This is a genomic window from Pseudomonas sp. HS6-2 (assembly GCF_049325675.2).
Lineage (GTDB): Bacteria > Pseudomonadota > Gammaproteobacteria > Pseudomonadales > Pseudomonadaceae > Aquipseudomonas > Aquipseudomonas putida_N.
In genome coordinates, this window is sequence record NZ_CM143906.1 from 3,701,651 (window position 1) to 3,722,183 (window position 20,533).

Annotated in this window: 17 protein-coding genes; 8 read left to right on the forward strand and 9 right to left on the reverse strand. The window is 64.3% G+C overall.

Features of this window, described 5'->3' with window-relative positions:
• Positions 1 to 51: 51 nt before the first annotated feature.
• On the reverse strand, positions 52 to 1,854 hold the full coding sequence (gene ggt / locus ACOKS3_RS17165) for a gamma-glutamyltransferase (RefSeq protein WP_422764101.1): 1,803 nt from the start codon (positions 1,852 to 1,854) through the stop codon (positions 52 to 54).
• A gap of 227 nt (positions 1,855 to 2,081) precedes the next feature.
• The gene (gene pobA / locus ACOKS3_RS17170) at positions 2,082 to 3,269 is read right to left on the reverse strand and encodes a 4-hydroxybenzoate 3-monooxygenase (protein ID WP_103447863.1); all 1,188 of its coding nucleotides are present in this window, start codon (positions 3,267 to 3,269) and stop codon (positions 2,082 to 2,084) included.
• Between the two features lie 129 nt (positions 3,270 to 3,398).
• On the opposite strand from pobA, the gene ACOKS3_RS17175 reads away from it, so the two are divergent.
• The 3 genes from ACOKS3_RS17175 (at position 3,399) to ACOKS3_RS17185 (ending at position 5,652) form a co-directional block, all read left to right on the forward strand.
• Positions 3,399 to 4,277, forward strand: a complete 879-nt coding sequence (locus tag ACOKS3_RS17175) for a helix-turn-helix domain-containing protein (protein WP_422764102.1) — start codon at positions 3,399 to 3,401, stop codon at positions 4,275 to 4,277.
• Positions 4,278 to 4,340: 63 nt separating this feature from the next.
• Positions 4,341 to 4,739: a MerR family transcriptional regulator gene (locus ACOKS3_RS17180; protein WP_060513138.1), complete on the forward strand. Its 399-nt coding sequence runs from the start codon at positions 4,341 to 4,343 to the stop codon at positions 4,737 to 4,739.
• 13 nt (positions 4,740 to 4,752) lie between these two features.
• On the forward strand, positions 4,753 to 5,652 hold the full coding sequence (locus ACOKS3_RS17185) for a hydroxymethylglutaryl-CoA lyase (protein ID WP_103447865.1): 900 nt from the start codon (positions 4,753 to 4,755) through the stop codon (positions 5,650 to 5,652).
• A gap of 533 nt (positions 5,653 to 6,185) precedes the next feature.
• Here ACOKS3_RS17185 and ACOKS3_RS17190 read toward each other — a convergent pair.
• On the reverse strand, positions 6,186 to 6,704 hold the full coding sequence (locus tag ACOKS3_RS17190; protein WP_422764103.1) for an MgtC/SapB family protein: 519 nt from the start codon (positions 6,702 to 6,704) through the stop codon (positions 6,186 to 6,188).
• 146 nt (positions 6,705 to 6,850) lie between these two features.
• On the opposite strand from ACOKS3_RS17190, the gene ACOKS3_RS17195 reads away from it, so the two are divergent.
• The 5 genes from ACOKS3_RS17195 to ACOKS3_RS17215 all read left to right on the forward strand — a co-directional run bounded on the left by ACOKS3_RS17195 (position 6,851) and on the right by ACOKS3_RS17215 (position 13,833).
• Positions 6,851 to 7,090 carry a DUF3203 family protein gene (locus tag ACOKS3_RS17195; RefSeq protein WP_103447867.1) on the forward strand — a complete coding sequence of 80 codons (240 nt, stop codon included), beginning with the start codon at positions 6,851 to 6,853 and terminating at the stop codon, positions 7,088 to 7,090.
• Between the two features lie 122 nt (positions 7,091 to 7,212).
• Positions 7,213 to 8,583, forward strand: coding sequence for a cytochrome c oxidase accessory protein CcoG (gene ccoG, locus ACOKS3_RS17200; RefSeq protein ID WP_422764104.1), 1,371 nt, complete (start codon positions 7,213 to 7,215; stop codon positions 8,581 to 8,583).
• Between the two features lie 39 nt (positions 8,584 to 8,622).
• The gene (gene mapR / locus ACOKS3_RS17205) at positions 8,623 to 10,032 is read left to right on the forward strand and encodes a GntR family transcriptional regulator MpaR (RefSeq protein WP_103447869.1); all 1,410 of its coding nucleotides are present in this window, start codon (positions 8,623 to 8,625) and stop codon (positions 10,030 to 10,032) included.
• A gap of 57 nt (positions 10,033 to 10,089) precedes the next feature.
• Positions 10,090 to 11,709 carry a PAS domain-containing sensor histidine kinase gene (locus ACOKS3_RS17210; protein ID WP_422764105.1) on the forward strand — a complete coding sequence of 540 codons (1,620 nt, stop codon included), beginning with the start codon at positions 10,090 to 10,092 and terminating at the stop codon, positions 11,707 to 11,709.
• A 63-nt stretch (positions 11,710 to 11,772) separates the two neighbouring features.
• A complete protein-coding gene (locus tag ACOKS3_RS17215; RefSeq protein ID WP_422764106.1) occupies positions 11,773 to 13,833 on the forward strand; it encodes a hybrid sensor histidine kinase/response regulator in 2,061 nt (686 codons plus the stop codon).
• A 10-nt stretch (positions 13,834 to 13,843) separates the two neighbouring features.
• Here ACOKS3_RS17215 and ACOKS3_RS17220 read toward each other — a convergent pair whose 3' ends face one another.
• From ACOKS3_RS17220 to ACOKS3_RS17245, 6 genes are all read right to left on the reverse strand, one after another.
• Positions 13,844 to 14,590 carry an SDR family oxidoreductase gene (locus ACOKS3_RS17220; protein WP_422764107.1) on the reverse strand — a complete coding sequence of 249 codons (747 nt, stop codon included), beginning with the start codon at positions 14,588 to 14,590 and terminating at the stop codon, positions 13,844 to 13,846.
• A gap of 546 nt (positions 14,591 to 15,136) precedes the next feature.
• A complete protein-coding gene (locus ACOKS3_RS17225) occupies positions 15,137 to 16,672 on the reverse strand; it encodes a DHA2 family efflux MFS transporter permease subunit (RefSeq protein WP_103447873.1) in 1,536 nt (511 codons plus the stop codon).
• Complete coding sequence (locus ACOKS3_RS17230; protein WP_103447874.1) at positions 16,669 to 17,862, reverse strand: HlyD family secretion protein; 1,194 nt, start codon at positions 17,860 to 17,862, stop codon at positions 16,669 to 16,671. Before ACOKS3_RS17230 ends, ACOKS3_RS17225 begins: the two co-directional genes overlap by 4 nt.
• A gap of 30 nt (positions 17,863 to 17,892) precedes the next feature.
• Positions 17,893 to 18,366: a MarR family winged helix-turn-helix transcriptional regulator gene (locus ACOKS3_RS17235; protein WP_103447875.1), complete on the reverse strand. Its 474-nt coding sequence runs from the start codon at positions 18,364 to 18,366 to the stop codon at positions 17,893 to 17,895.
• 111 nt (positions 18,367 to 18,477) lie between these two features.
• Positions 18,478 to 19,107, reverse strand: coding sequence for a response regulator transcription factor (locus ACOKS3_RS17240; RefSeq protein WP_103447876.1), 630 nt, complete (start codon positions 19,105 to 19,107; stop codon positions 18,478 to 18,480).
• Between the two features lie 12 nt (positions 19,108 to 19,119).
• Positions 19,120 to 20,526, reverse strand: a complete 1,407-nt coding sequence (locus ACOKS3_RS17245; protein WP_103447877.1) for a sensor histidine kinase — start codon at positions 20,524 to 20,526, stop codon at positions 19,120 to 19,122.
• Positions 20,527 to 20,533: the final 7 nt, after the last annotated feature.

Sequence of the window (20,533 nt, forward strand, 5' to 3'; positions counted from 1 at the left end):
ACTGAATGGCAAGACTGACTTCTACCACGCCACTCCAGGCCCGGCAACGCGTTAGTCGCCGAGCGCCACACCCTCGCGCCGCGGGTCGGCGCCACCGGCCCAACCCTCGGCGGTGCGCTGGATGATCTGCATGCCACTGGTCATGGTCATCGGCGTTACCTCGTGGCCCCAGGCGGCCAACTGGCGGATCAGCGCCGGGCTGACCAGCCCGGCTTCTACTTCGGTCCCGGCATTGCGGCTGCCGAAATTGGGCAGGTTGGCTGCCTGTTGCGGATCAAGATGCCAGTCCAGCAGGCCAATCAACGCCTTGTTCACGTAGCCGATGATCTGCGAGCCGCCGGGGGAGCCGAGGCTCGCCACCAGCTCGCCCGAGGCACGCGAAAACACCAGGGTTGGCGCCATCGCCGACAACGGCCGCTTGCCGGGCTGCACCCGGTTGGCCACCGGCTTGCCGTTTTCCGCGGGCAGGAAGGAAAAGTCGGTCAGGTGGTTATTCAGCAAAAAGCCGCCGACCATCAGGTGCGAACCGAATGCCGATTCTACCGACGTGGTCATGGCCAGGGCCTGGCCATTGTCATCGACGGCAGACAGGTGCGAGGTGGAAATCCGCAGCGGCGAGCGGTCGGGCGCCAGGGCCAGGTTGGCATCCTGCGGGGTGCCCGGGCGGGCGTGCTTCAGGCTGTACTCACCCACCTGCTTGGCGCGCTCGGCAAGGTAGGCCGGGTCGAGCAACGACTTGACCGGCACCGGCACGTAGTCGCTGTCGGCCAGGTACTGAGCGCGGTCGGCGTAGGCCAGGCGCTCGGCTTCGGCCACCAGGTGCACGGCCTGCGGCGCGGGTTCGAGCCCCGCCACGGAGGCCACCTGGCGCGGCGGCAGGTCGGCCAGGTCACGCTGCGCCGAGCTGCGCTGCAAGGCGTCGAGAATGCCCAGGGTCTGCAACACGGTCACCCCACCGGACGACGGCGGTGGCATGCCGCAGATGTTCCAGGCCTTGTAGGGGCCACAGACCGGTTCGCGCTCCTTGGCCTGGTAACGCTGCAAGTCTTCGAGCGACAACTGCCCGGCATTGGCGTGGTGACGCACTTCAGCGACCATGGCTTGGGCAATCTCACCGCTGTAGAAAGCATCGACGCCCTGCTCTGCAATACGCTCGAAGGTCTGCGCGAGCGCCAAGTTGCGCAGGATCGTGCCGACTGCCAGCGGCTTGCCCCGGTCATCCAGGAAGTAGCGCGCCATGGCCGGCGAGCGGGCAATGAAGGGATCGCCGGCGACCAACGTGTGCAGCCGCTCGGAAACCGCAAAACCATTGCGTGCAAGGGCGATGGCAGGGCCGAACAGGTCCTTCCATGGCAGTTTGCCGTGCTGATCATGGGCCAGTTTCAATGCCCGCAGCACGCCCGGAACACCCACGGAACGGCCGCCGATCTGCGCTGCACGAAACGGCATGGGCGCCCCGTCCGCTTGCAGGAACAACGTTTCCGTCACCCCTGCCGGTGCAGCTTCGCGGCCGTCGAAGGCCTGCACGCGCTGGCCATCCCAATACAGGATGAATGCCCCACCACCGATACCACTGGATTGCGGCTCGACCAAGGTCAGCACCATCTGCATGGCGATCGCCGCATCAATGGCGCTGCCACCGGCACGCAGCATCGCCCGTCCGGCCTCGCTTGCAAGCGGGTTGGCAGCCGCCACCATGTGCCGGCTGGCCTGCACCGGATGCAGGCCACTGCGGTAGCCGGACTGCAGCTCTGGGGGCGTGGGCAGCGGCTGGTCGGCCCAGGTGACGGCACTGGTGGCAGACAGGCACAGCACGGTGATCAGCAGTTTGAGGAATGGGAGGTGGCGGGGCATTGGGTTGCGTCCTTTCGGGGGGGGCGCCGAAAGGTATTCGGCGTCCTTTCGGGCCAGTTTACCTGCAACAAACGCGCGCGGCCGCTTTGAAGTACGGCTCGATATCGAGTCCCGCAGGCATCATTGGCCCGAAACAAACGTAGGAGCGAGCGCAGCTCGCGATGCGCCGCGCGGGCGGCGCTCGATTTCACAGGCGACAAACCTCTTTCGCCCTCCCCTCAAAACCCCTAAACCACCTCTTCGTACGGCAACCCCACATAGTTCTCGGCGATGTTCACCAGCCCCGCTGGCGATGTGAGGAAGTACTCGCGGTCGGCCTCCTGCATCTTCTGGTCCCAGGCATCCTTGTGCTCGCCGAAGTCATGCAGCAGCTGGGTCATGAACCAGCTGAAACGCTCGCCCTTCCAGACCCGCCGCAGGGCCAGCGGCGAATACTGTTCCAACAGGTCGGTACGCCCCTCGCGGTACACCTTGACCAGGATCCGGTACAGGTAGTTGACGTCGGACGCCGCCAGGTTCAGGCCCTTCGCGCCCGTCGGCGGGACGATGTGCGCGGCATCGCCGACCAGGAACAGGTGGCCGTACTGCATCGGCTCGACCACCAGGCTGCGCAGTGGCGCGATGCTCTTTTCCAGTGCGGGCCCGGTGACCAGCTGCTGTGCCACGTCTGCGGGCAGGCGCGCCTTGAGTTCGTTCCAGAAGCGCTCGTCGGACCAGTCTTCCACCCGCTCTTCCAGCGGCACCTGCAGGTAATAGCGGCTGCGCGTCTGCGAGCGCTGGCTGCACAGGGAGAAACCCCGTTCGTGGTGGGCGTAGATCAGTTCGTGGTTCACCGGCGGGGTATCGGACAGCATGCCCAGCCAACCGAATGGGTAGACCCGCTCGTACTCCTTGAGCACACCTTCGGGGATGCTCTTGCGCGATACGCCGTGGAAGCCATCGCAGCCGGCGACGTAGTCGCAGTCCAGGTGGTGGGTCTGGCCGTCCTTTTCAAAGGTCACGTACGGCCGTTCGCCCTTGAGTTCGTGCGGCTGCACGTTGCTGGCGGCGTAGATGATCGGCGCGCCGCTGGCTTCGCGGGCCTGCATCAGGTCGCGGGTGACTTCGGTCTGGCCGTAGACCATCACCGTCTTGCCGCCGGTCAGGCCCTTCAGGTCCAGGCGCTGGCGACGGCCTGCAACCAGCAGTTCGACGCCTTCATGGACCAGCCCTTCACGGTCCATGCGCTCGGCGACGCCGGCTTCGCGCAGCAGGTCGACGGTGCCTTGTTCCAGCACCCCGGCGCGGATGCGGCCAAGTACGTATTCGGGGGTCTGGCGTTCGAGTATGACGGTGTCGATACCGGCCTTGTGCAGCAACTGGCCGAGCAGCAGGCCGGACGGACCGGCGCCAATGATTGCAACCTGAGTTTTCATTGTTTTTATCTCATCAAGAGGGTGTACTCTTGCATTTTTACTAGTACTAACCGGCAAATAAGTGTGTTATCGCATGCAAAAAATGCACTTTTACAAAAAACGTTCGATTAGCGGACAGACGATCACGACATGAGATCCACCCTCCTCGGCGTTCCGCTGTTCCAGCTGTACGGCGAAAACCAGCACTGGCCCGGCACCGACCTGCTGCATTGCGAGTCGATCCCGGCACGCAGCCGCCTGCACCACTGGGAGATCAAGCCGCATCAGCACGCCGAGCTGTTTCAGCTGCTGTATGTCCAACGCGGCAGAGCCCAGGTGGAAATCGAAGGTGTGCGCAGCACCATCCTCGAGGCTGCAATACAGGTGGTGCCGCCCCTGACCGTGCATGGCTTTCGCTTCAGCGCCGATATCCAGGGCCATGTGCTGACCTTCGGCACCGCGCTGGTGGCCGACCTCGAACAGCGCCTGGGCGCACCGCTAGGGGTGCTGGCGAAAGCGGCGTGTTACCCATTGGGCAAGGACCGCGTCCAGCTGCGCGGCCTGATCGAAACGCTGCAACAGGAATACCAGGGCAACGCCCCCGCGCGGGCGACCATGCTCGAAGCGCTGGTGACCGCGCTGATGGTGTGGATCAGCCGCCGCCAGCAACTGGGGCAGGCCCCACGCAACCGTGACGAGCGTGACCGGCAGTTGCTCGGGCAGTACCTGCGGCTGGTCGAAGCGCATTACCGCGAACACCTGTCGGTGGAGGACTTCGCCGCGCGCCTGAACATTCCCAGCCTGCAACTCAACCAGCTGTGCCGGGCGCTGAGCGGGCAGACCGCGTTGCAGGTGATCCACCAGCGCCTGCTGCTGGAGGCACAGCGCAACCTCATCTATACGCGCATGAGCATCGGCCAGCTGTCGGACAACCTGGGCTTCAGCGACCCGACCTACTTCTCCCGCTTCTTCAAGCGCCTGAGCGGGCAGACGCCCAATGGTTACCGGCGTGCGGTGCAGCCCGACTGATCTGCTTGACGTATACGTCAACCTGCCTTCAGGATACTGGCATACCCCACGCCGAGCCCGAGCATGAGCAGCCAGACCTACAGCATCTCCGACCTCTCCCGCGAACTGGACATCACCACCCGCGCCATCCGCTTCTATGAGGAACAGGGCCTGCTGAGCCCCGAGCGGCGTGGGCTGGAACGCATCTATTCGGCCCGTGACAAAGTCAGCTTGAAGCTCATCCTGCGCGGCAAGCGCATCGGCTTCTCGCTGGCCGAATGCCGTGAGCTGATCGAGCTGTACGACCCCAGCAGCGGCAACCTCAAGCAGCTGCACAGCATGCTGGCGAAGATCGCCGAGCGGCGCGCCCAGCTGGAACAGCAGATGCTCGACATCCACCAGATGCAACTGGAACTGGACACTGCCCAGGAGCGCTGCGAACAGGCCCTGGCGGCCACCCTGAACAACAATGACAAACGCTGACAGGAACCCCACCATGCCCATGCCCGCAACAGTCCGCCTGGTCGAAGTAGGCCCCCGCGACGGCCTGCAGAATGAAGCCCAGCCCATCAGCGTCGCCGACAAGGTGCGCCTGGTCGACGACCTGACCGACGCCGGGCTGAGCTACATCGAGGTCGGCAGCTTCGTTTCGCCCAAGTGGGTGCCACAGATGGCCGGCTCCGCCGAGGTATTCGCCGGCATCCAGCAGCGCGACGGTGTTACCTATGCCGCGCTGGCCCCCAACCTGCGCGGTTTCGAGGACGCCCTGGCAGCCGGGGTGAAGGAAGTGGCAGTGTTTGCCGCCGCCTCCGAGGCCTTCTCCCAGCGCAACATCAACTGCTCGATCAGCGAAAGCCTGCAGCGCTTCGAGCCGATCATGGAGGCCGCGCACAGCCATGGCGTGCGGGTGCGCGGTTACGTGTCTTGTGTGCTGGGTTGCCCGTATGAAGGCAAGGTCAGTGCCGAGCAGGTAGCACCGGTGGCCAAAGCGCTGCACGAGATGGGCTGCTATGAAGTATCGCTGGGTGACACCATCGGCACCGGCACGGCCGGTGACACCCGTCGACTGTTCGAGGTGGTGTCGGCCGTGGTGCCCCGCGCGCAACTGGCCGGTCACTTCCACGACACCTATGGCCAAGCCCTGGCCAACGTGTATGCCAGCCTGCTCGAAGGCATCAGTGTGTTCGACAGCTCGGTCGCCGGGCTGGGTGGCTGCCCCTATGCCAAGGGCGCTACCGGCAACATCGCCACCGAAGATGTGCTGTACCTGCTGCAGGGGCTGGGTATCAAGACCGGTATCGACCTAGACCGGCTGATTGCCGCCGGGCAGCGCATCAGCGCCGTGCTGGGCCGGGCCAACGGTTCGCGGGTGGCACGTGCACGCAGCGCACAATGAGTTTCATGCAGGTGTCACATGAGTGTGGGTGAGTGTTACCGCCCCCACAGTTTTCAGCAAAAAATCGGGTAACAGGGAAACAAATCGACAGATTTTCAGGTCGCCCGACTCTGCCAATTCCGCCCAAGACATTGATTTTAAAGGGTCTTCAAAAGTTGGCACGGCACCTGCTATATCTTTGGTACAACAACAAGAAAAACGCGATAACCAATAAAAACAACATGTAACGGCTCTGACATAACAAGAACAACACGGCAGAGGCGCAGCAAGCAGATTTTTTTGGAGTCGACAGGCTTTTCAGGGGTTCGCCCCGCGGACTGACACAGAACAATAAAACTACCTGAAGGTAGCGGCAGTCAGGCTCGGATCCACAGGATGAAAGCAGGTCAGCGCTCAAAAAAATACGTTTGCTCTTGACCCCGGATGGGGGTCGCACGCGACACCCAGGCTAGCCTACAAAAACAACAAAAGGCCGGCCTCAATAATAAAAAAAGAGCAGGCAACAACGCTTATGAGGGGAGCTTCGGCTCCCCTCAGTGCTTCCTGCCCTCCTCCTCTTTCTGCTTCTCCTCGTCCTGCCCCTCGATCTTCCCCACCACCAGCGGCATCGTGCCCAACACCAACAGCGCCAGCACCGTGCTGATCAGCGCCGTGGCTTCTCGCCCCATGCCCGCAGCCGTACCGATTGCCGCCGTCATCCACAGCCCCGCAGCGGTAGTCAGGCCTTTGACGTGGCTGGTGTCCTGGCCGTTACCCTTTAGAATGGTGCCCGCACCGAGAAAGCCGATGCCGGCCACGATCCCCTGGATCACCCGGCTCAAGGCCTGCTCATCGGCACCGGCCATGCTCGGTGCCAGCACGAACAACGCCGCGCCCAGCGATACCAGCATGTGCGTACGCACTCCGGCGGACTTGCCCCGGTGTTCGCGCTCGAAGCCCAGTACCGCGCCGAGCACGGCCGCCATCAATAGGCGCACGAGAATCCGCACGACCTCGCGCTCATCGGTGACATCGGCGAATTCGGCCTGGATGGTTTGCCAGAAGAAGTCCATGGTCAGATACCGGGTTGGTTGGTTATTGCCTGTGCCTAAGAAAGTTGACCCTTGCACAGCCCGCAAAGTGCCCACCCGGCACCCCGATGCAGCAACCGCCCTGCGCCTGCGGTCACAACCTGTAACCGCCCCCGGAGGACCCGACCATGCCCATCGAGATCGAAGAAAGCAACCAACGCTGCACCCTGATTGGCGACAAGCTGCGCATCGAAGGCACAGGCCCGGAGATCGAAATCATCACCGACGAACAGCTACGCATGTCCGTGGCCATCCTCGCCGGCGAGCGCTTCCCGATCACCGAAGCCGAAGCCGACGCGCTGACGGTGGCAGGTGCGGTGGATAGCCGCAGGCACCTCAAGGCCAGCACGCCAGGCTCAGTGATCTAGGGTTGCGGACACATTTCGCGGCAATCTGATATGGTTTTTATCGCCTGACCTGAGCCTGTGCTGAAAACAGTTCGGGGGCCATAGTGCTCGTGCCTGATAGAGGCCGTGAGAGCACCGAAGCCATGACCGATAGAATCCATGCCATCCAGATTGTCCCCCAAGGCATCCACACCCGTAGCTTCAGCGGCCTGTACCGCACGCTGCGGATTGCCTTCGCCGGCGCACTGTTCGCGCTGTTCTTCGGCACCGCCTGGCTCGACTGGAACGGGCGCCAGGCCGTGCTGTGGGACCTGGCCGAAAGTAAGTTCCACATCTTCGGCGCCACCTTCTGGCCGCAGGACTTCATCCTGCTCTCGGCACTGCTGATCATCTGTGCCTTCGGCCTGTTCGCCATCACCGTCTACGCCGGCCGGGTGTGGTGCGGCTACAGCTGCCCGCAGAGCACCTGGACCTGGCTGTTCATGTGGTGCGAGAAGGTCACCGAAGGCGACCGCAACCAGCGCATCAAGCTTGCCGCCGCGCCCTGGAGCCTGAACAAGCTGGCCCGGCGCACGCTCAAGCACAGCCTGTGGCTGGCCATCGGCGTGCTTACCGGGCTGACCTTTGTCGGCTACTTCACACCGATCCGCCCGCTGACCCATGAACTGTTCACCCTGCAGCTGGGCGGCGTGGCACTGTTCTGGGTGCTGTTCTTCACCGCGGCCACCTATATCAACGCCGGATTGCTGCGCGAGGCGGTGTGCCTGCACATGTGCCCTTATGCGCGCTTCCAGAGCGTGATGTTCGACAAGGACACCCTGGCCGTGGCCTACGACCCGCGCCGTGGCGAATCCCGTGGCCCGCGCAAGAAAGGCAGCGACGCCCGCGCCCATGGCCTGGGCGATTGCATCGACTGCACCCTGTGCGTGCAGGTCTGCCCCACCGGCATCGATATCCGTGACGGCCTGCAGATGGCCTGCATCGGCTGCGCCGCCTGTATTGATGCCTGCGACAACGTCATGGACAAGATGGGTTACCCCCGCGGCCTGATTGGCTACAAGTCCGAACACAGCCTGCAAGGCGGCACCACCCACTGGCTGCGCCCGCGCCTGCTGGGCTACGTCGTTGCCCTGATGCTGATGATCGGCGCCCTGGTGATGGCCCTGCAGTTGCGCCCGATGGTGTCGCTGGACGTGATCAAGGACCGCAGCCTGTTCCGCGAGAACGCCCAGGGCCAGATCGAGAACATCTACCTGCTCAAGGTCATCAACAAGACCGCGCAGCCCCAGCGTTACCACCTGCGCCTGCTCGATGCCGAGGGCTTCGAACTGCACGGCACCACCGAGCTCAGCATCCCGGCCGGCGAAATGAGCCAGCTGCCGGTGTCGGTGGCGCTGCTGGCCGAGCGCGCGGCCAGCAGCTCACAGGAGCTGGCCTTCGAAATCCGCGACAGCGACCAGCCTGCCGTGCGCAGCGTGGCCCGCAGCCGCTTCGTGGCGCCACTGAACCGCTGATCCCTTACACTGCTTGTTCACCTTGCCTGCCGAGCCTCCATGAAACGCTACGAACGCTTCGCCGACGACATTGCCGAACTGATCCGCTCCGGGGTGCTCGGCCCAGGCCAGCGCGTGCCTTCGGTACGCTATGCCAGCCAGACCCACGGTGTCAGCCCATCCACGGTGTTCCAGGCCTACTACCTGCTTGAGCGCCGTGGGCTGATCCGCGCACGGCCGCGCTCGGGCTACTTCGTCAACGCCCACGCGCCGCGCCAGTTCAGCGAACCCCAGGCGCTGGAGCCACTGAGCGAATCGACCGAGGTGGACGTCAGCGGCCTGGTGTTCTCCATCCTCGATTCGATCAAGGACCCGAGCACCGTACCGTTCGGCTCGGCCTTCCCCAGCCCTGAACTGTTCCCGCTGCAACGCCTGTCGCGCTCGCTGGCCAGTGCCAGCCGGGCCATGGACCCACGCATGGTGGTCACCGACCTGTCGCCGGGCAACCCGCAACTGCGCCGGCAGATCGCCCTGCGCTACATGGTCGGTGGGCTGATGCTGCCGATGGAAGAGCTGCTGATAACCAATGGCGCGCTGGAAGCCCTGAACCTTTGCCTGCAGGCGGTTACCGAACCAGGCGACCTGGTGGCCATCGAAGCGCCGGCCTTCTATGCCTGCCTGCAGGTGCTGGAGCGGCTCAAGCTCAAGGCCGTGGAGATCCCGGTGCACCCGCGCGAAGGCATGGACCTGGCAGTGCTGGCGCAGACCCTGGACAAGCACCCGGTCAAGGCCGTGTGGTGCATGACCAACTTCCAGAACCCTGTGGGCGCGAGTATGCCCGAGGCGAAGAAACAGGCCCTGGTCGAGCTGCTGCGCCGCCACCAGGTGCCGTTGATCGAGGACGATGTCTACGCCGAGCTGTACTACTCGCAACAGGCCCCGAAACCGGCCAAGGCATTCGATACCCAAGGCCTGGTGATGCACTGTGGCTCGTTCGCCAAGAGCCTGGCACCGGGTTACCGCATCGGCTGGGTGGCCGCCGGGCGCTTTGCGCAGAAGATCGAGCGGCTGAAACTGATGACCTCGCTGTGTGCCTCGATGCCAGCCCAGGCGGCCATCGCCGACTACCTGCAGCACGGCGGCTACGACCGCCACCTGCGCAAGCTGCGCTACGCCCTGGAGGGTCAGCAGGCCAACATGCTGGCCGCCATCGCCCGCCATTTCCCGGCACAGACCCGCGTCAGCCAGCCTTCCGGCGGCTACTTCCTGTGGCTGGAACTGCCCGAACAGATGGACGCCCTGAAACTGTTCCACATGGCCCTGGCCCAAGGCATCAGCATCGCACCGGGGCCGATCTTTTCGCCGACCCGGCGCTTTGGCAACTGCATTCGGCTGAACTACGGCACACCGTGGAACGAGGCCGCCGAACGCGCCATGGAAACCTTGGGGCGCATCATCCGCTCGTTCTGAAGGAATGCCTGAAAAAGTGCGGCTATAGTTGGGCGACCCACACGCTGGATCGTCCCCATGCAGCCTGATGACTCGACGCCTTCCAAACAACAACTGCAGGATCGCATCGACCAAGCTCAGGCCAACAGCAAGCTGCTGGGCGAACTGGTCGACCACAGCCAGGCCAACGTGTTCGCGGCCGATTGCAACTTCCGCCTGCTGGCGATCAACCGCACCGCACAGGAAACCTTCAAACGCCTGCGCGGCTTCGTGCCGCAGGTGGGCGACTACATTCCCCAGTTCATCGCCAACCAGCCCGACATCGTCAAATGGCTGGAGCCGGTATGGCCACGCGTGCTGGCCGGCGAAGCGTTCACCGACACCATCGCCCTTGGCCCGCCCGACGCCCTGCGCCATTACGAAATCAGCTACAACACATTGCGCGACGCCCAACAGCGGATCCAGGGCGGTTACCTGTTCGCCTACGACATCAGCGAACGGGTCGCCGAGCAGGAGCGTGTGCGCAAGATCGAAGAGGCCCTGCGCCAATCGCAGAAGATGGAAGCGGTCGGCCAGTTGACCGGCGGTATCGCCCACGACTTCAACAACCTGCTCGGCGGTATTTTCGGTGCCCTGGAAATGGCCGAACAACGCCAGGCCGAACAGCGCTACCACGACACCAGCCGGTTGCTTGGTGTCGCCCGGCACAACGCCCAACGGGCTGCCGCACTGGTGCAGCGCCTGCTGGCCTTCTCGCGTCAACAGACGCTGGTGCCCCAGGCGGTGGACGTGCAGCAGCTGGTGGCCGGCATGGGCGAACTGATCGCCAGTTCGCTCGATGCGCGCATCACCTTCATCGACCAGACCCAGAGCGACCAGTGGCTGGTGCAGATCGATCCGCACCAACTGGAAAGCGCACTGCTCAACCTGTGCATCAATGCCCGCGACGCCATGCCGCTGGGGGGGACATTGCGTATCGCCAGCGAGAATGCCCAACTCGATGAGCTGCAGGCACGCGCGCTGGACATGACCGGTGGCGCCTATCTGCATCTCAGTGTCTGCGACAACGGCATCGGCATGCCGGCCGATGTGTTGCAAAGGGCATGTGAGCCCTTCTTCACCACCAAGCCACTGGGGCAGGGCTCAGGCCTTGGGCTATCGATCGTGTATGGCTTTGTGCGCCAGTCCGGTGGGCAGTTGCGCATCGCCAGCGAACCGGGGCAAGGGGCCTGCATCCACCTCTACTTGCCACGGGCCTCCTGCGACACTGCCGGGCACGCGTGCGCGCAACCGCAGACGCCAAGCCAACAGTCCCAGGCAGCGCCTCAGGTGGTCATGCTGGTGGAAGACCAGGACATCCTCCGGCTGCTGATCCGCGAGGTACTCGAGGACCAAGGGCACCTTGTGCATGCCTTCAGCGATGGCCGAGGCGCACTGGAAGCCCTGCAGGCAGGCTTGCACCCGGACCTGCTGATCACCGATATCGGCCTGCCGGGTGGCATCGATGGCTACCAGGTAGCAGCCGCCTGCCAGAAGCGCCCCGGCAGCGTCGCGGTGCTGTACATCACCGGCTATGCCAGCAACCGGGTCGACGTCAACCCTGGCAAGCACTGCGCCGTGTTGTACAAACCGTTCGAACTGGCAGCCCTTAACCAGCACGTCGCCCAGTTGCTGGAAAACCGCCGCTTGCCACTGTAGCCCGCTATGCGCTCGCCGCGTGGACAGGTAAAGTCTGCCCCTTCATTTCTGTCGGACGTCGCCATGCCCCACCGCGACCTGCTTGCCCTGCGTCAGGAAATCGAAACCCTGCGCCAGCGTAATGCGCAGCTGGAAGACCAGCTGCTGCAACACGCCGATCAGGACCAGAACATCTATCGATTTCTGTTCGACACCATGGACGAAGGCTTCTGCATCATCGAATTCTTCGACGGCCCCCATGGCCCGCTCAGCGATTACGTGCATATCCTGGCCAACGCCGCCTACGCCAAGCATGCCGGCATCCCCAACGTGGTCGGGCAGAAGCTGCGCGAGATGGTACCCGACGAGGCGGACGACTGGGTCGCCCGCTACGGTGCGGTACTGCGCACTGGTGAGCCGCTGCAGTTCGAACAGGAGCTGGTCGCCACGGGCCATGTGCTGTCGGTGACCACCTTCCGCGTGGAGCCGGCGGAGCGCCGCCAGGTCGCAGTGCTGTTCAAAGACGTTACCGAGCGGCGCAAGGCCGAGCTGGCTCTGCAGCAGCTCAACGAAGAGCTTGAGCAGCGGGTCAGCGCAGCCTTGGCCGAGCGCCGCCTGTTTGCCGAGCTGGTCGACGATAGCGTAGTCAACGTGCATGTAGTCGACACGAACCTGCGCTGGCTCGCAGTCAACCGCCAGGCCAAGCATGACTTCCATGCTTTGTACGGCCGCACGCCCGAAGTCGGCGAGTACCTGCCAGCATTTGTTGACGGCCACCCAGCGGACCGTGAGCTGATAATGCCGATGTGGCAACGGGCGCTGGCAGGCGAACAGTTTATCGAGATCGGCGCTTTCGGACTTCGCCACTACGAACTGCGTTTCAACGCCTTGCGCGACCAGCACGAAAACGTGCAAGGCGCCTACCTGTTCGCCTATGACATCACCGAGCGGGTCCAGGAACAGCAACGCCTGGCCAAGGCCGAGCATGCGTTGCGCCAGGCGCAGAAGATGGAGGCAGTGGGCCAGCTCAGCGGCGGCATCGCCCACGACTTCAACAACCTGCTGGGTGGCATCATCAATGCCCAAGAGCTGATGCAACAGCGCCTCGGCCAGCAGCGTTATGCAGAGCTGGAGCCGCTGCTCGAACTGTCCAGCGGCTCCGCGCAACGGGCTTCATCGCTGGTGCACCGGCTGCTGGCCTTCTCCCGACAGCAGACCCTGCAACCGTGCTCAACCGAGATCTCGGCGCTGGTCAACGACATGGAAGAGCTGATACGCCGCAGTATCGGCCCGTCAATTACCTTGCGCAGCCGCTTCGCCGCCCGGCTGTGGCCAAGCTTCATTGACCCACCGCAACTGGAAAGCGCCCTGCTCAACCTGTGCATCAACGCGCGCGACGCCATGCCGGGCGGCGGCAGCATCGATATCCAGGGCGACAACATCACGCTCGACAACGAGCAGGCGCGCCCGCTCGAACTGGCCGCCGGGGACTATGTGCGCCTGAGCGTGGCCGACATCGGTTGTGGCATGAGCGCCGCAGTGGCGGCCCGGGCCATCGACCCGTTCTTCTCCACCAAGCCCATGGGCCAGGGCACCGGCCTGGGGTTATCGATGACCTACGGTTTCGTGCGCCAGTCTGGCGGCCAGTTGCGCTTGCACTCCGCGCCAGGCGAGGGCACGCGGGTCGAGCTGTATCTGCCGCGCCACCACCAACAGCCTGTTGCAGCCCCCCGGCCGTCTGCGCGCAAGGCGCTGGCCGGCAGCTCGGGCGGGCAACGCATCGTGCTGGTGGAGGACCAGGCAGCGCTGCGCCTGGTGGTTGGTGAGGTGCTGGAAGAACTGGGCTATCAGGTCGAGGTCTTCGAGAATGGCACTGCCGCGCTGGCGCACCTGCAGCAGTGCGAGCAACCGGACCTGCTGCTGAGCGATATCGGCCTGCCCGACGGCCCCAATGGTCGCCAGGTGGCTGAACGTTGCCGGCAACTGTACCCGGACCTGAAAGTGCTGTTCATTACCGGCTACGACGAAAGTGCGGCGCTCAGCGACGGCCAGTTGCTGCAGGGTACCAGCGTGCTGACCAAGCCTTTCGAGCTAGAGGCACTGGCCGAACGGGTGCGTCAGCTGCTGGCAGATGAGCTGCCCTGACGGGCAGCCTTCAGCGTCCGCCGCCCAGATCGAGGAAGCTGCCAGTGGAGTATGAAGCCTTGTCCGACAGCAGCCAGAGGATCGCCTCGGCCACTTCCTCGGCGCGGCCGCCGCGCCCCATGGGCAGGCCGGGTTCGAGCTTGCTTACGCGGTCGGGGTCGCCGGACAGGGCATGAAAACCGGTATGGATGTAACCCGGTCGCACGCCGTTGACCCGCACGCCCTCGCCTGCCACTTCCTTGGCCAGGCCAATGGTGAAGGTATCCAGCGCGCCTTTGGAGGCGGCGTAGTCGACGTACTCGTTGGGTGACCCCAGGCGCGCCGCGACCGAGGACACATTGACGATCGCCCCGCCCTGCCCGCCATGGCAGCGGGCCATGCGCAGCAGGGCGTGCTTGGCGCAGAGCATGGGGCCGACGACGTTGGTCTTCATCACCTTGAGCAGGCGAAACTCGGACATGGCCTCGACGCGGCTTTGCTGGCCGATGGTGCCAGCGTTGTTGACCAGTGCGGTCACCGGGCCGAGTTCCTGGTCGACGCGGTGGAACAGTTGGATCACCTCGTCTTCGACACTGGCGTCGGCACGCACGGTAATGGCTTCGGCGCCCAGCGCACGGACCTGGGCGAGGATGCGCTCAGCGGCCTGGTCGTCGGCGTGGTAGTTGATGCAGATGCGGTAGCCCTCGCGGGCGGCCTGCAAGGCGGTGGCGGCACCGATGCCACGGCTGGCACCGGTGATGACGATGACTTTCTCCATGGGACTGCCGATCGTTTGGGATGGGAGGCTCGACAATAGGGGAAAAGGCATGTCATTGGAATGACCCGCCTCAATCCACTCATGGTTACTTTTTGCCCCGTCAAAAAGTGACCCGCCGTAAGGGCGGAAAGGTGACTATGCGTCGCCATCACAAATGAATGCATTCGACTAAATCAAAACCATCGCGCTCGTGCTTTTGGCTTTTGGCTTTTGGCTTTTGGCTTTTGGCTTTTGGAAGTGGGCTTTCAAATCAGCTCAACATTCATTCGCCATGGTGGCGCTGAATCAGCTTTTCGCCTTTACGGCGACCTACTTTTTGACTGGGCAAAAAGTAGGCAAAAACCCCCGCTCCCATCATCCGGCCCCTACGCTGCGCTCCGGGGTCCCCTCACTCCGGCGCCCTCCTGAAGTCGCAATTTGCGTCGCCTGAACTATCGCGCGCTTAAGAGCAAAAGCAAAAGCAAAAGCAAAAGCAAAAGCAAAAGCAAAAGCAAAAGCAAAAGCAAAAGCAAGAGCAAGAGCAAGAGCAAGAGCAGCGTTACTGCCTCAATGCCCCGCCGAAGCCGGCCCTGCCTTGGCGGTAAACGGCGGCTTGGCCAGCCACACCAGCAGAATCAACCCTGCAAACACCCAGGTCATCAAAGTGAAGTAATCCACCGTCGACATCATGTATGCCTGCGCATTCACGATCTGCTCAAGCTGCGCATAGTTCTGCGAACTCGCCCCACCCAGTTGCTCCAGTGTATGCCTCGTCGCCGGGTCGAACTGGCTGATGTGCTCGCTCAGATACGCATGATGCTGATCCGCCCGACGAATCCAGATCCAGGTCGTCAACGAAGCCGCAAAGCTCCCCCCCAACGTACGCAGGAAAGTCGCCAGCCCCGAACCATCGGCAATCTGATGCGGCGGCAGGTCCGACAGCAGTATGCTCAAGGTCGGCATGAAGAACAGCGCCACGCCAATCCCCATGAACAACTGCACCAGGGCGATGTGCTGGAAGTCCACCTCGCTGGTGAACCCGGCACGCATGAAGCAGCTGGTGCCAATCGCCAGGAACGCCAGCCCCGCCAGCACCCGCAAGTCGAAGCGGTGCGCGTACTTGCCCACGAACGGCGACATGATCACCGGCAGCAAGCCGATCGGCGCCACCGCCAGCCCCGCCCAGGTGGCGGTGTAGCCCATCTGCGTCTGCAGCCACTGCGGCAGGATCAGGTTGATGCCAAAGAACCCCGCATAACCGCCGACCAGCACGATGGTGCCGACCCGGAAGTTGCGGTGCACGAACAGCCGCAGGTTGACCACCGGGTGGCGGTCGGTGAGCTCCCAGATGATGAAGATCGCCAGGAACACCACCGAAATCAGCGTGCCGATGATGATGAACGACGACTCGAACCAGTCCAGGTCATTGCCCTTGTCCAGCACCACCTGCAGCGCACCGACGCCGACAATCAAAGTCAACAGGCCGATGTAGTCCATCGGCTGGCGGCTGGTGACCACTGGCCGCGTGCGCATCTGCTGGCGCACCACGGCAGCGGCGAACAGGCCGATCGGCACGTTGATGAAGAAGATCCACGGCCAGCTGTAGCTGTCGGTGATCCAGCCACCCAATATCGGCCCGGCAATCGGCGCCACCACCGTGACCATCGCCAGCAAGGCCAGGGCCATGCCCCTCTTCGCGGGTGGGTACACGGCAATCAGCAAGGTCTGGGTCATCGGGTACAACGGCCCGGCCACCACACCCTGCAAAACGCGGAAGCCCACCAGTTCCGGCATCGACTGGGCGACACCGCAGAGGAACGATGCCAGCACGAACAGCAGCGTGGCCCAGATGAACAGCTTTACCTCGCCAAAGCGCCGGCTCAGCCAACCAGTCAGCGGCAAGGCAATGGCATTGCTCACCGCGAACGAGGTGATCACCCAGGTGCCCTGCTCGTAGCTCACCCCCAGGTTGCCGGAAATGGTCGGCAGCGCCACGTTGGCGATGGTGGTGTCGAGCACCTGCATGAAAGTCGCCAGCGACAGGCCGATGGTGGTCAGCAGCAGACTCGGCGGCGTGAACTGGGCCGGGGCGTTGTTGCTCATCGCTGCGCCGTCTTGCCGGTGGCGCTGTTCTCGTGGATCAGCCGGGCGATCAGGTTATCGGCCTCGACCAGCTGGCGGTCGTACACCTGGGTGGTGTAGCTGGCCTGCTGCGGTGGCTGCTGGGCCAGGGTCGGGCCACTCTGGTCGTGCAGGTCGACCTCGACCACGGTGGACAGGCCGATGCGCAGCGGGTGGTCCTTGAGCTGGTCGGGGCTGAGGTGAATGCGTACGGGTACGCGCTGGACGATCTTGATCCAGTTGCCGGTGGCGTTCTGCGCCGGCAGCAGGGCGAAGGCGCTGCCGGTGCCGGCGCCAAGGCTGTCGACCGTACCGCTGTACTTGACCTCGCTGCCGTACAGGTCGGCGCTGACTTCCACCGGCTGGCCGATGCGCATGTCGCGCAGCTGGGTTTCCTTGAAGTTGGCGTCGATCCACACTTCGTTCAGCGGGATCACCGCCATGGTCGCGGTGCCCGGCTGCAGGCGCTGGCCTAGCTGCACGGTACGCTTGGCGACATAGCCGGTCACTGGCGCCACCAGGGTGGTGCGGGCGTTGTCGAGGTAGGCCTGGCGCAGGTCGGCAGCGGCCGCCATGACCTCGGGGTGCGAGGACACCACGGTATCGTCGACCAGCGCGGTGCTGGTGTTGAGTTGCTGGCGGGCGGCGTTGACGGCAGCCTGAGCCACGGTCAGGTCGTCACGGGCGTGGGAGATTTCTTCTGCGGCGATCGCGCCGCTGTCGGCCAGCACCTTGCGCCGGTTGTAGTTCTGCTGGGCCTTCTGCAGTTCGGCCTGGCGGGTTTCCAGCTGGGCCTTGAGCGAGTCGACGTTGCTGTACAGCCCGCGCACCTGGCGCACCGTGCGGGCCAGTTTGGCTTCGGCGGACTGCAGGGCCACCTCGCTGTCGGACGGGTCGAACTGCAACAGCACCTGGCCGGCATGCACCAGGTCGCCATCATCGGCGCCAATGCTGGTGACGGTGCCGGTCACCAGCGGGGTGATCTCCACCACGTTGCCATTGACGTAGGCGTCGTCGGTGCTTTCGTGCCAGCGCCCGACCAGGCTGTACCAGGCCCAGGTGCCGGCGCCGGCTAGCAGCACCAGCAACAGCAGGCCGAGCAGCCAGGCCTTGCGCTTGCCCGACGCTGGCGCGTCGGCGGAGGGAGTTGCGGTGTCTGTGGGAGTGGCCATGACAATACCTTGGAATATGCGTAACAGGGATCAACGATCGCCGAAGCGGCGGATCGTCAGAGGGTCACCGGCACCCAGCAGGACTTTGGCCAGCAACCCTTCGAGGGTCTTCAATTCGTCTGGCTGCAATACGCCGACCAATTCGTTCATCGCCGCCGCGCCGATCTCCGGCAGGCGGTCGGCCAGGCGCTGGCCATCGGCGGTCAGCCCCAGGCGCACCTGGCGGCGGTCATCGGCGCAGCGGTTGCGCAAGATCAGGCCCTTCTGCTCGAGGCGGTCGAGCATGCGGGTCATCGAACCGCTGTCCAGGCCCAGGTAGCGGCACAGTTCGGCCGGGGTATCCACCTGGTACTGGGTGACGATGATCAGCACCTTGAACTGTGCGGCGGTGACGCCCTCTGATTCGAGGTGCCAGTCGAGAATGCGGTCCTTGAGGATCGCCGCACGGCCCAGCAGCATGCCGATGGCGCAGGTCTGGAAGTTTTCCGGGGTGAAATGAGACATCGGGTCTGCTCAGGCAATTGTATAAAAATATTACTGCCTAGGCAGTGAATGTCAAAGCCTTGATTAGGGTGCTATGCAAATATTCATGAAACGGCCGTTGCCGGAGACGTTTCACAGGGCGCGCAAACCCAGCGCCTGCACGGCCCCGCAGGCAATCGCCATGCCCACCAGCTCGGCCAGGCTACCCGCCTCCAGGCGCTTCATCACCCGCCCTCGATAGAGGTCCACGGTCTTCACGCTGATACCCAGGCGCTCGGCAATCTCGCGGTTGTTCAAGCCCTGGGCCAGCGGCACGAACACGTCGCGCTCACGGGGCGTCAGGGCATCCACGCGTGCCTGCACTGCGGCCAGCACCAGGTCGTCCTGGCGCGCCTGCCCTGCCCGTTCCAGCGCGGCCTGCACACTGTCGAGCAGCAGCTGGTCGCTGTAGGGTTTTTCGATGAAGTCGCTCGCCCCGGCCTTGAACGCCCGCACCACGATCGGCACGTCGGCATGGCCGCTGACGAAGATCACCGGCATCTGCACGCCGCGCTCGCGCAGTGCCTGCTGCACCGCCATGCCGCCCAGCCCAGGCATGCGCACATCAAGCAGCACGCAGGCCGGCCCATCCTCCACACAAGCATCCAGGAACGCCTGGCCGCTGGCGAACGGCACGCCCTGCAGGCCGACCGATTCCAGCAACCACACCGTCGAATCACGCATGCCCTGGTCGTCATCGACTACATATACCTTCGCTTGCACCCTGCTCTCTCCTTATCCCCGGTTCACTGCCAGGCGGCAGCACAACACCAACCCGCCCGCCTCGCCCGCACGCGCCCAGAGGCTGCCGCCAAACCCTTCGATCAGGCTGCGGCTCATGCTCAGGCCCAAGCCCAGCCCATCGGCCTTGCTGGTACTGAACGGCGTAAAGATCTCATCCAGGCGCTCGGCAGCCACGCCAGGCCCCTGGTCGGCGACCTCGATCAGCACCCCATCCCCCTCGCGCACGGCGCCGAGCAGGATACGTGACGGCTGCACGCCATGCTGCTCGCGGTTGGCCTCGATGGCATTGCGCAGCAGGTTGAGCAACACTTGTTCGAGCAATACCTGGTCGGCGAACACCGCCGGCAATTGCCCGTTGAGGCGCAGCTCGACCACGACCTGATCACGTGCGGCTTCCCAGGCGCACAGGCGCATGGCTTCGGCCGCCACCTCGGCCACTTCCACCGCCTGCAGGCGCCGCGGCCCCTTGCGCAGGAACGCACGCAGGCGGCGAATCACCTCGGCTGCGTGGGTCGCCTGCTCGGTTATACGTTGCAGGCCCTGGCCGACCCGCTCACGCGCCTGCGGGTCGCGCTCCAGGCCTTGCAGGTAGCGTTGGCTGGCATTGGCATAGTTGACCACCGCCGCCAGCGGCTGATTCATCTCGTGGGCAATCCCCGACGCCAGTTCGCCCAGGGTGGCGAGCCGGGCGCTGTGGGCCAGGTTTTCCTGGGCCTCGATGCGCAAGGTGATGTCCCGCGACACGCTGACCACTTCCACCACGGCGCCCGTGTAGGTCTCGCGGATCGCGCGGCTGGCGATCTCGAACCAGCGATAGGCGCCGCTGGCATGGCGAACGCGGCAAGTCGTGGTGTGGTAACCGTCCTGGTCCAGGGCGGCGGCGGCCTGGCGTAGCACCTGGCGCCGCTCGCGCGGGTGCAGCAGGGCGCGCACCGGCATGCCACGCAGTTGCTCCGGCCACAGGCCGAGCAGGCGATAGGCAGCCGGCGAGGCATCGAGAAAACGGCCGTCCGGGCTGTGCCGGGAAATGAGGTCGGTGGTGTTCTCGATAATCAGCCGATACAGGCGCCGGGCGCGGCTGGCCTCACGTGCGCCCTGGCGCTCTTCGCTGGCATCGCGGCAGCGTGCCAGCACCCACTGGCCCTGGTCATCGGGGATGAAGGTCCACAGCAGGATGCGTTCGCCGACCTGTTTTTCCACATCGGCGATTGCCCTGTGCTGGCGCAGGCAGGCACGCACCAGCGCCGCAGCATTGCTCGGCAGCCAGTCGGCCAACGCGGTACCCGCGCCGATCAACCCCTGCAGGGCCGGGTTGCTTGCCAGGGCGCAGGCATCGGCGGCCAGCAGCACGCTGGGTTGTGGGTCCTTGGCGAGCAAGGGTGAAAAGGTCTGATCCACTGTCGCC

Coding starts and splice junctions, on each gene's coding strand:
- ACOKS3_RS17225 (WP_103447873.1), bottom strand. CDS start 16,672: ATGAGCAACAACGCCCCGGCCCAGTTCACGCCGCCGAGTCTGCTGCTG.
- ACOKS3_RS17185 (WP_103447865.1), top strand. CDS start 4,753: ATGCCCATGCCCGCAACAGTCCGCCTGGTCGAAGTAGGCCCCCGCGAC.
- ACOKS3_RS17180 (WP_060513138.1), top strand. CDS start 4,341: ATGAGCAGCCAGACCTACAGCATCTCCGACCTCTCCCGCGAACTGGAC.
- ACOKS3_RS17230 (WP_103447874.1), bottom strand. CDS start 17,862: ATGGCCACTCCCACAGACACCGCAACTCCCTCCGCCGACGCGCCAGCG.
- ggt (WP_422764101.1), bottom strand. CDS start 1,854: ATGCCCCGCCACCTCCCATTCCTCAAACTGCTGATCACCGTGCTGTGC.
- pobA (WP_103447863.1), bottom strand. CDS start 3,269: ATGAAAACTCAGGTTGCAATCATTGGCGCCGGTCCGTCCGGCCTGCTG.
- ACOKS3_RS17210 (WP_422764105.1), top strand. CDS start 10,090: ATGCAGCCTGATGACTCGACGCCTTCCAAACAACAACTGCAGGATCGC.
- ACOKS3_RS17235 (WP_103447875.1), bottom strand. CDS start 18,366: ATGTCTCATTTCACCCCGGAAAACTTCCAGACCTGCGCCATCGGCATG.
- ACOKS3_RS17195 (WP_103447867.1), top strand. CDS start 6,851: ATGCCCATCGAGATCGAAGAAAGCAACCAACGCTGCACCCTGATTGGC.
- ACOKS3_RS17220 (WP_422764107.1), bottom strand. CDS start 14,590: ATGGAGAAAGTCATCGTCATCACCGGTGCCAGCCGTGGCATCGGTGCC.
- ccoG (WP_422764104.1), top strand. CDS start 7,213: ATGACCGATAGAATCCATGCCATCCAGATTGTCCCCCAAGGCATCCAC.
- ACOKS3_RS17215 (WP_422764106.1), top strand. CDS start 11,773: ATGCCCCACCGCGACCTGCTTGCCCTGCGTCAGGAAATCGAAACCCTG.
- ACOKS3_RS17175 (WP_422764102.1), top strand. CDS start 3,399: ATGAGATCCACCCTCCTCGGCGTTCCGCTGTTCCAGCTGTACGGCGAA.
- mapR (WP_103447869.1), top strand. CDS start 8,623: ATGAAACGCTACGAACGCTTCGCCGACGACATTGCCGAACTGATCCGC.
- ACOKS3_RS17190 (WP_422764103.1), bottom strand. CDS start 6,704: ATGGACTTCTTCTGGCAAACCATCCAGGCCGAATTCGCCGATGTCACC.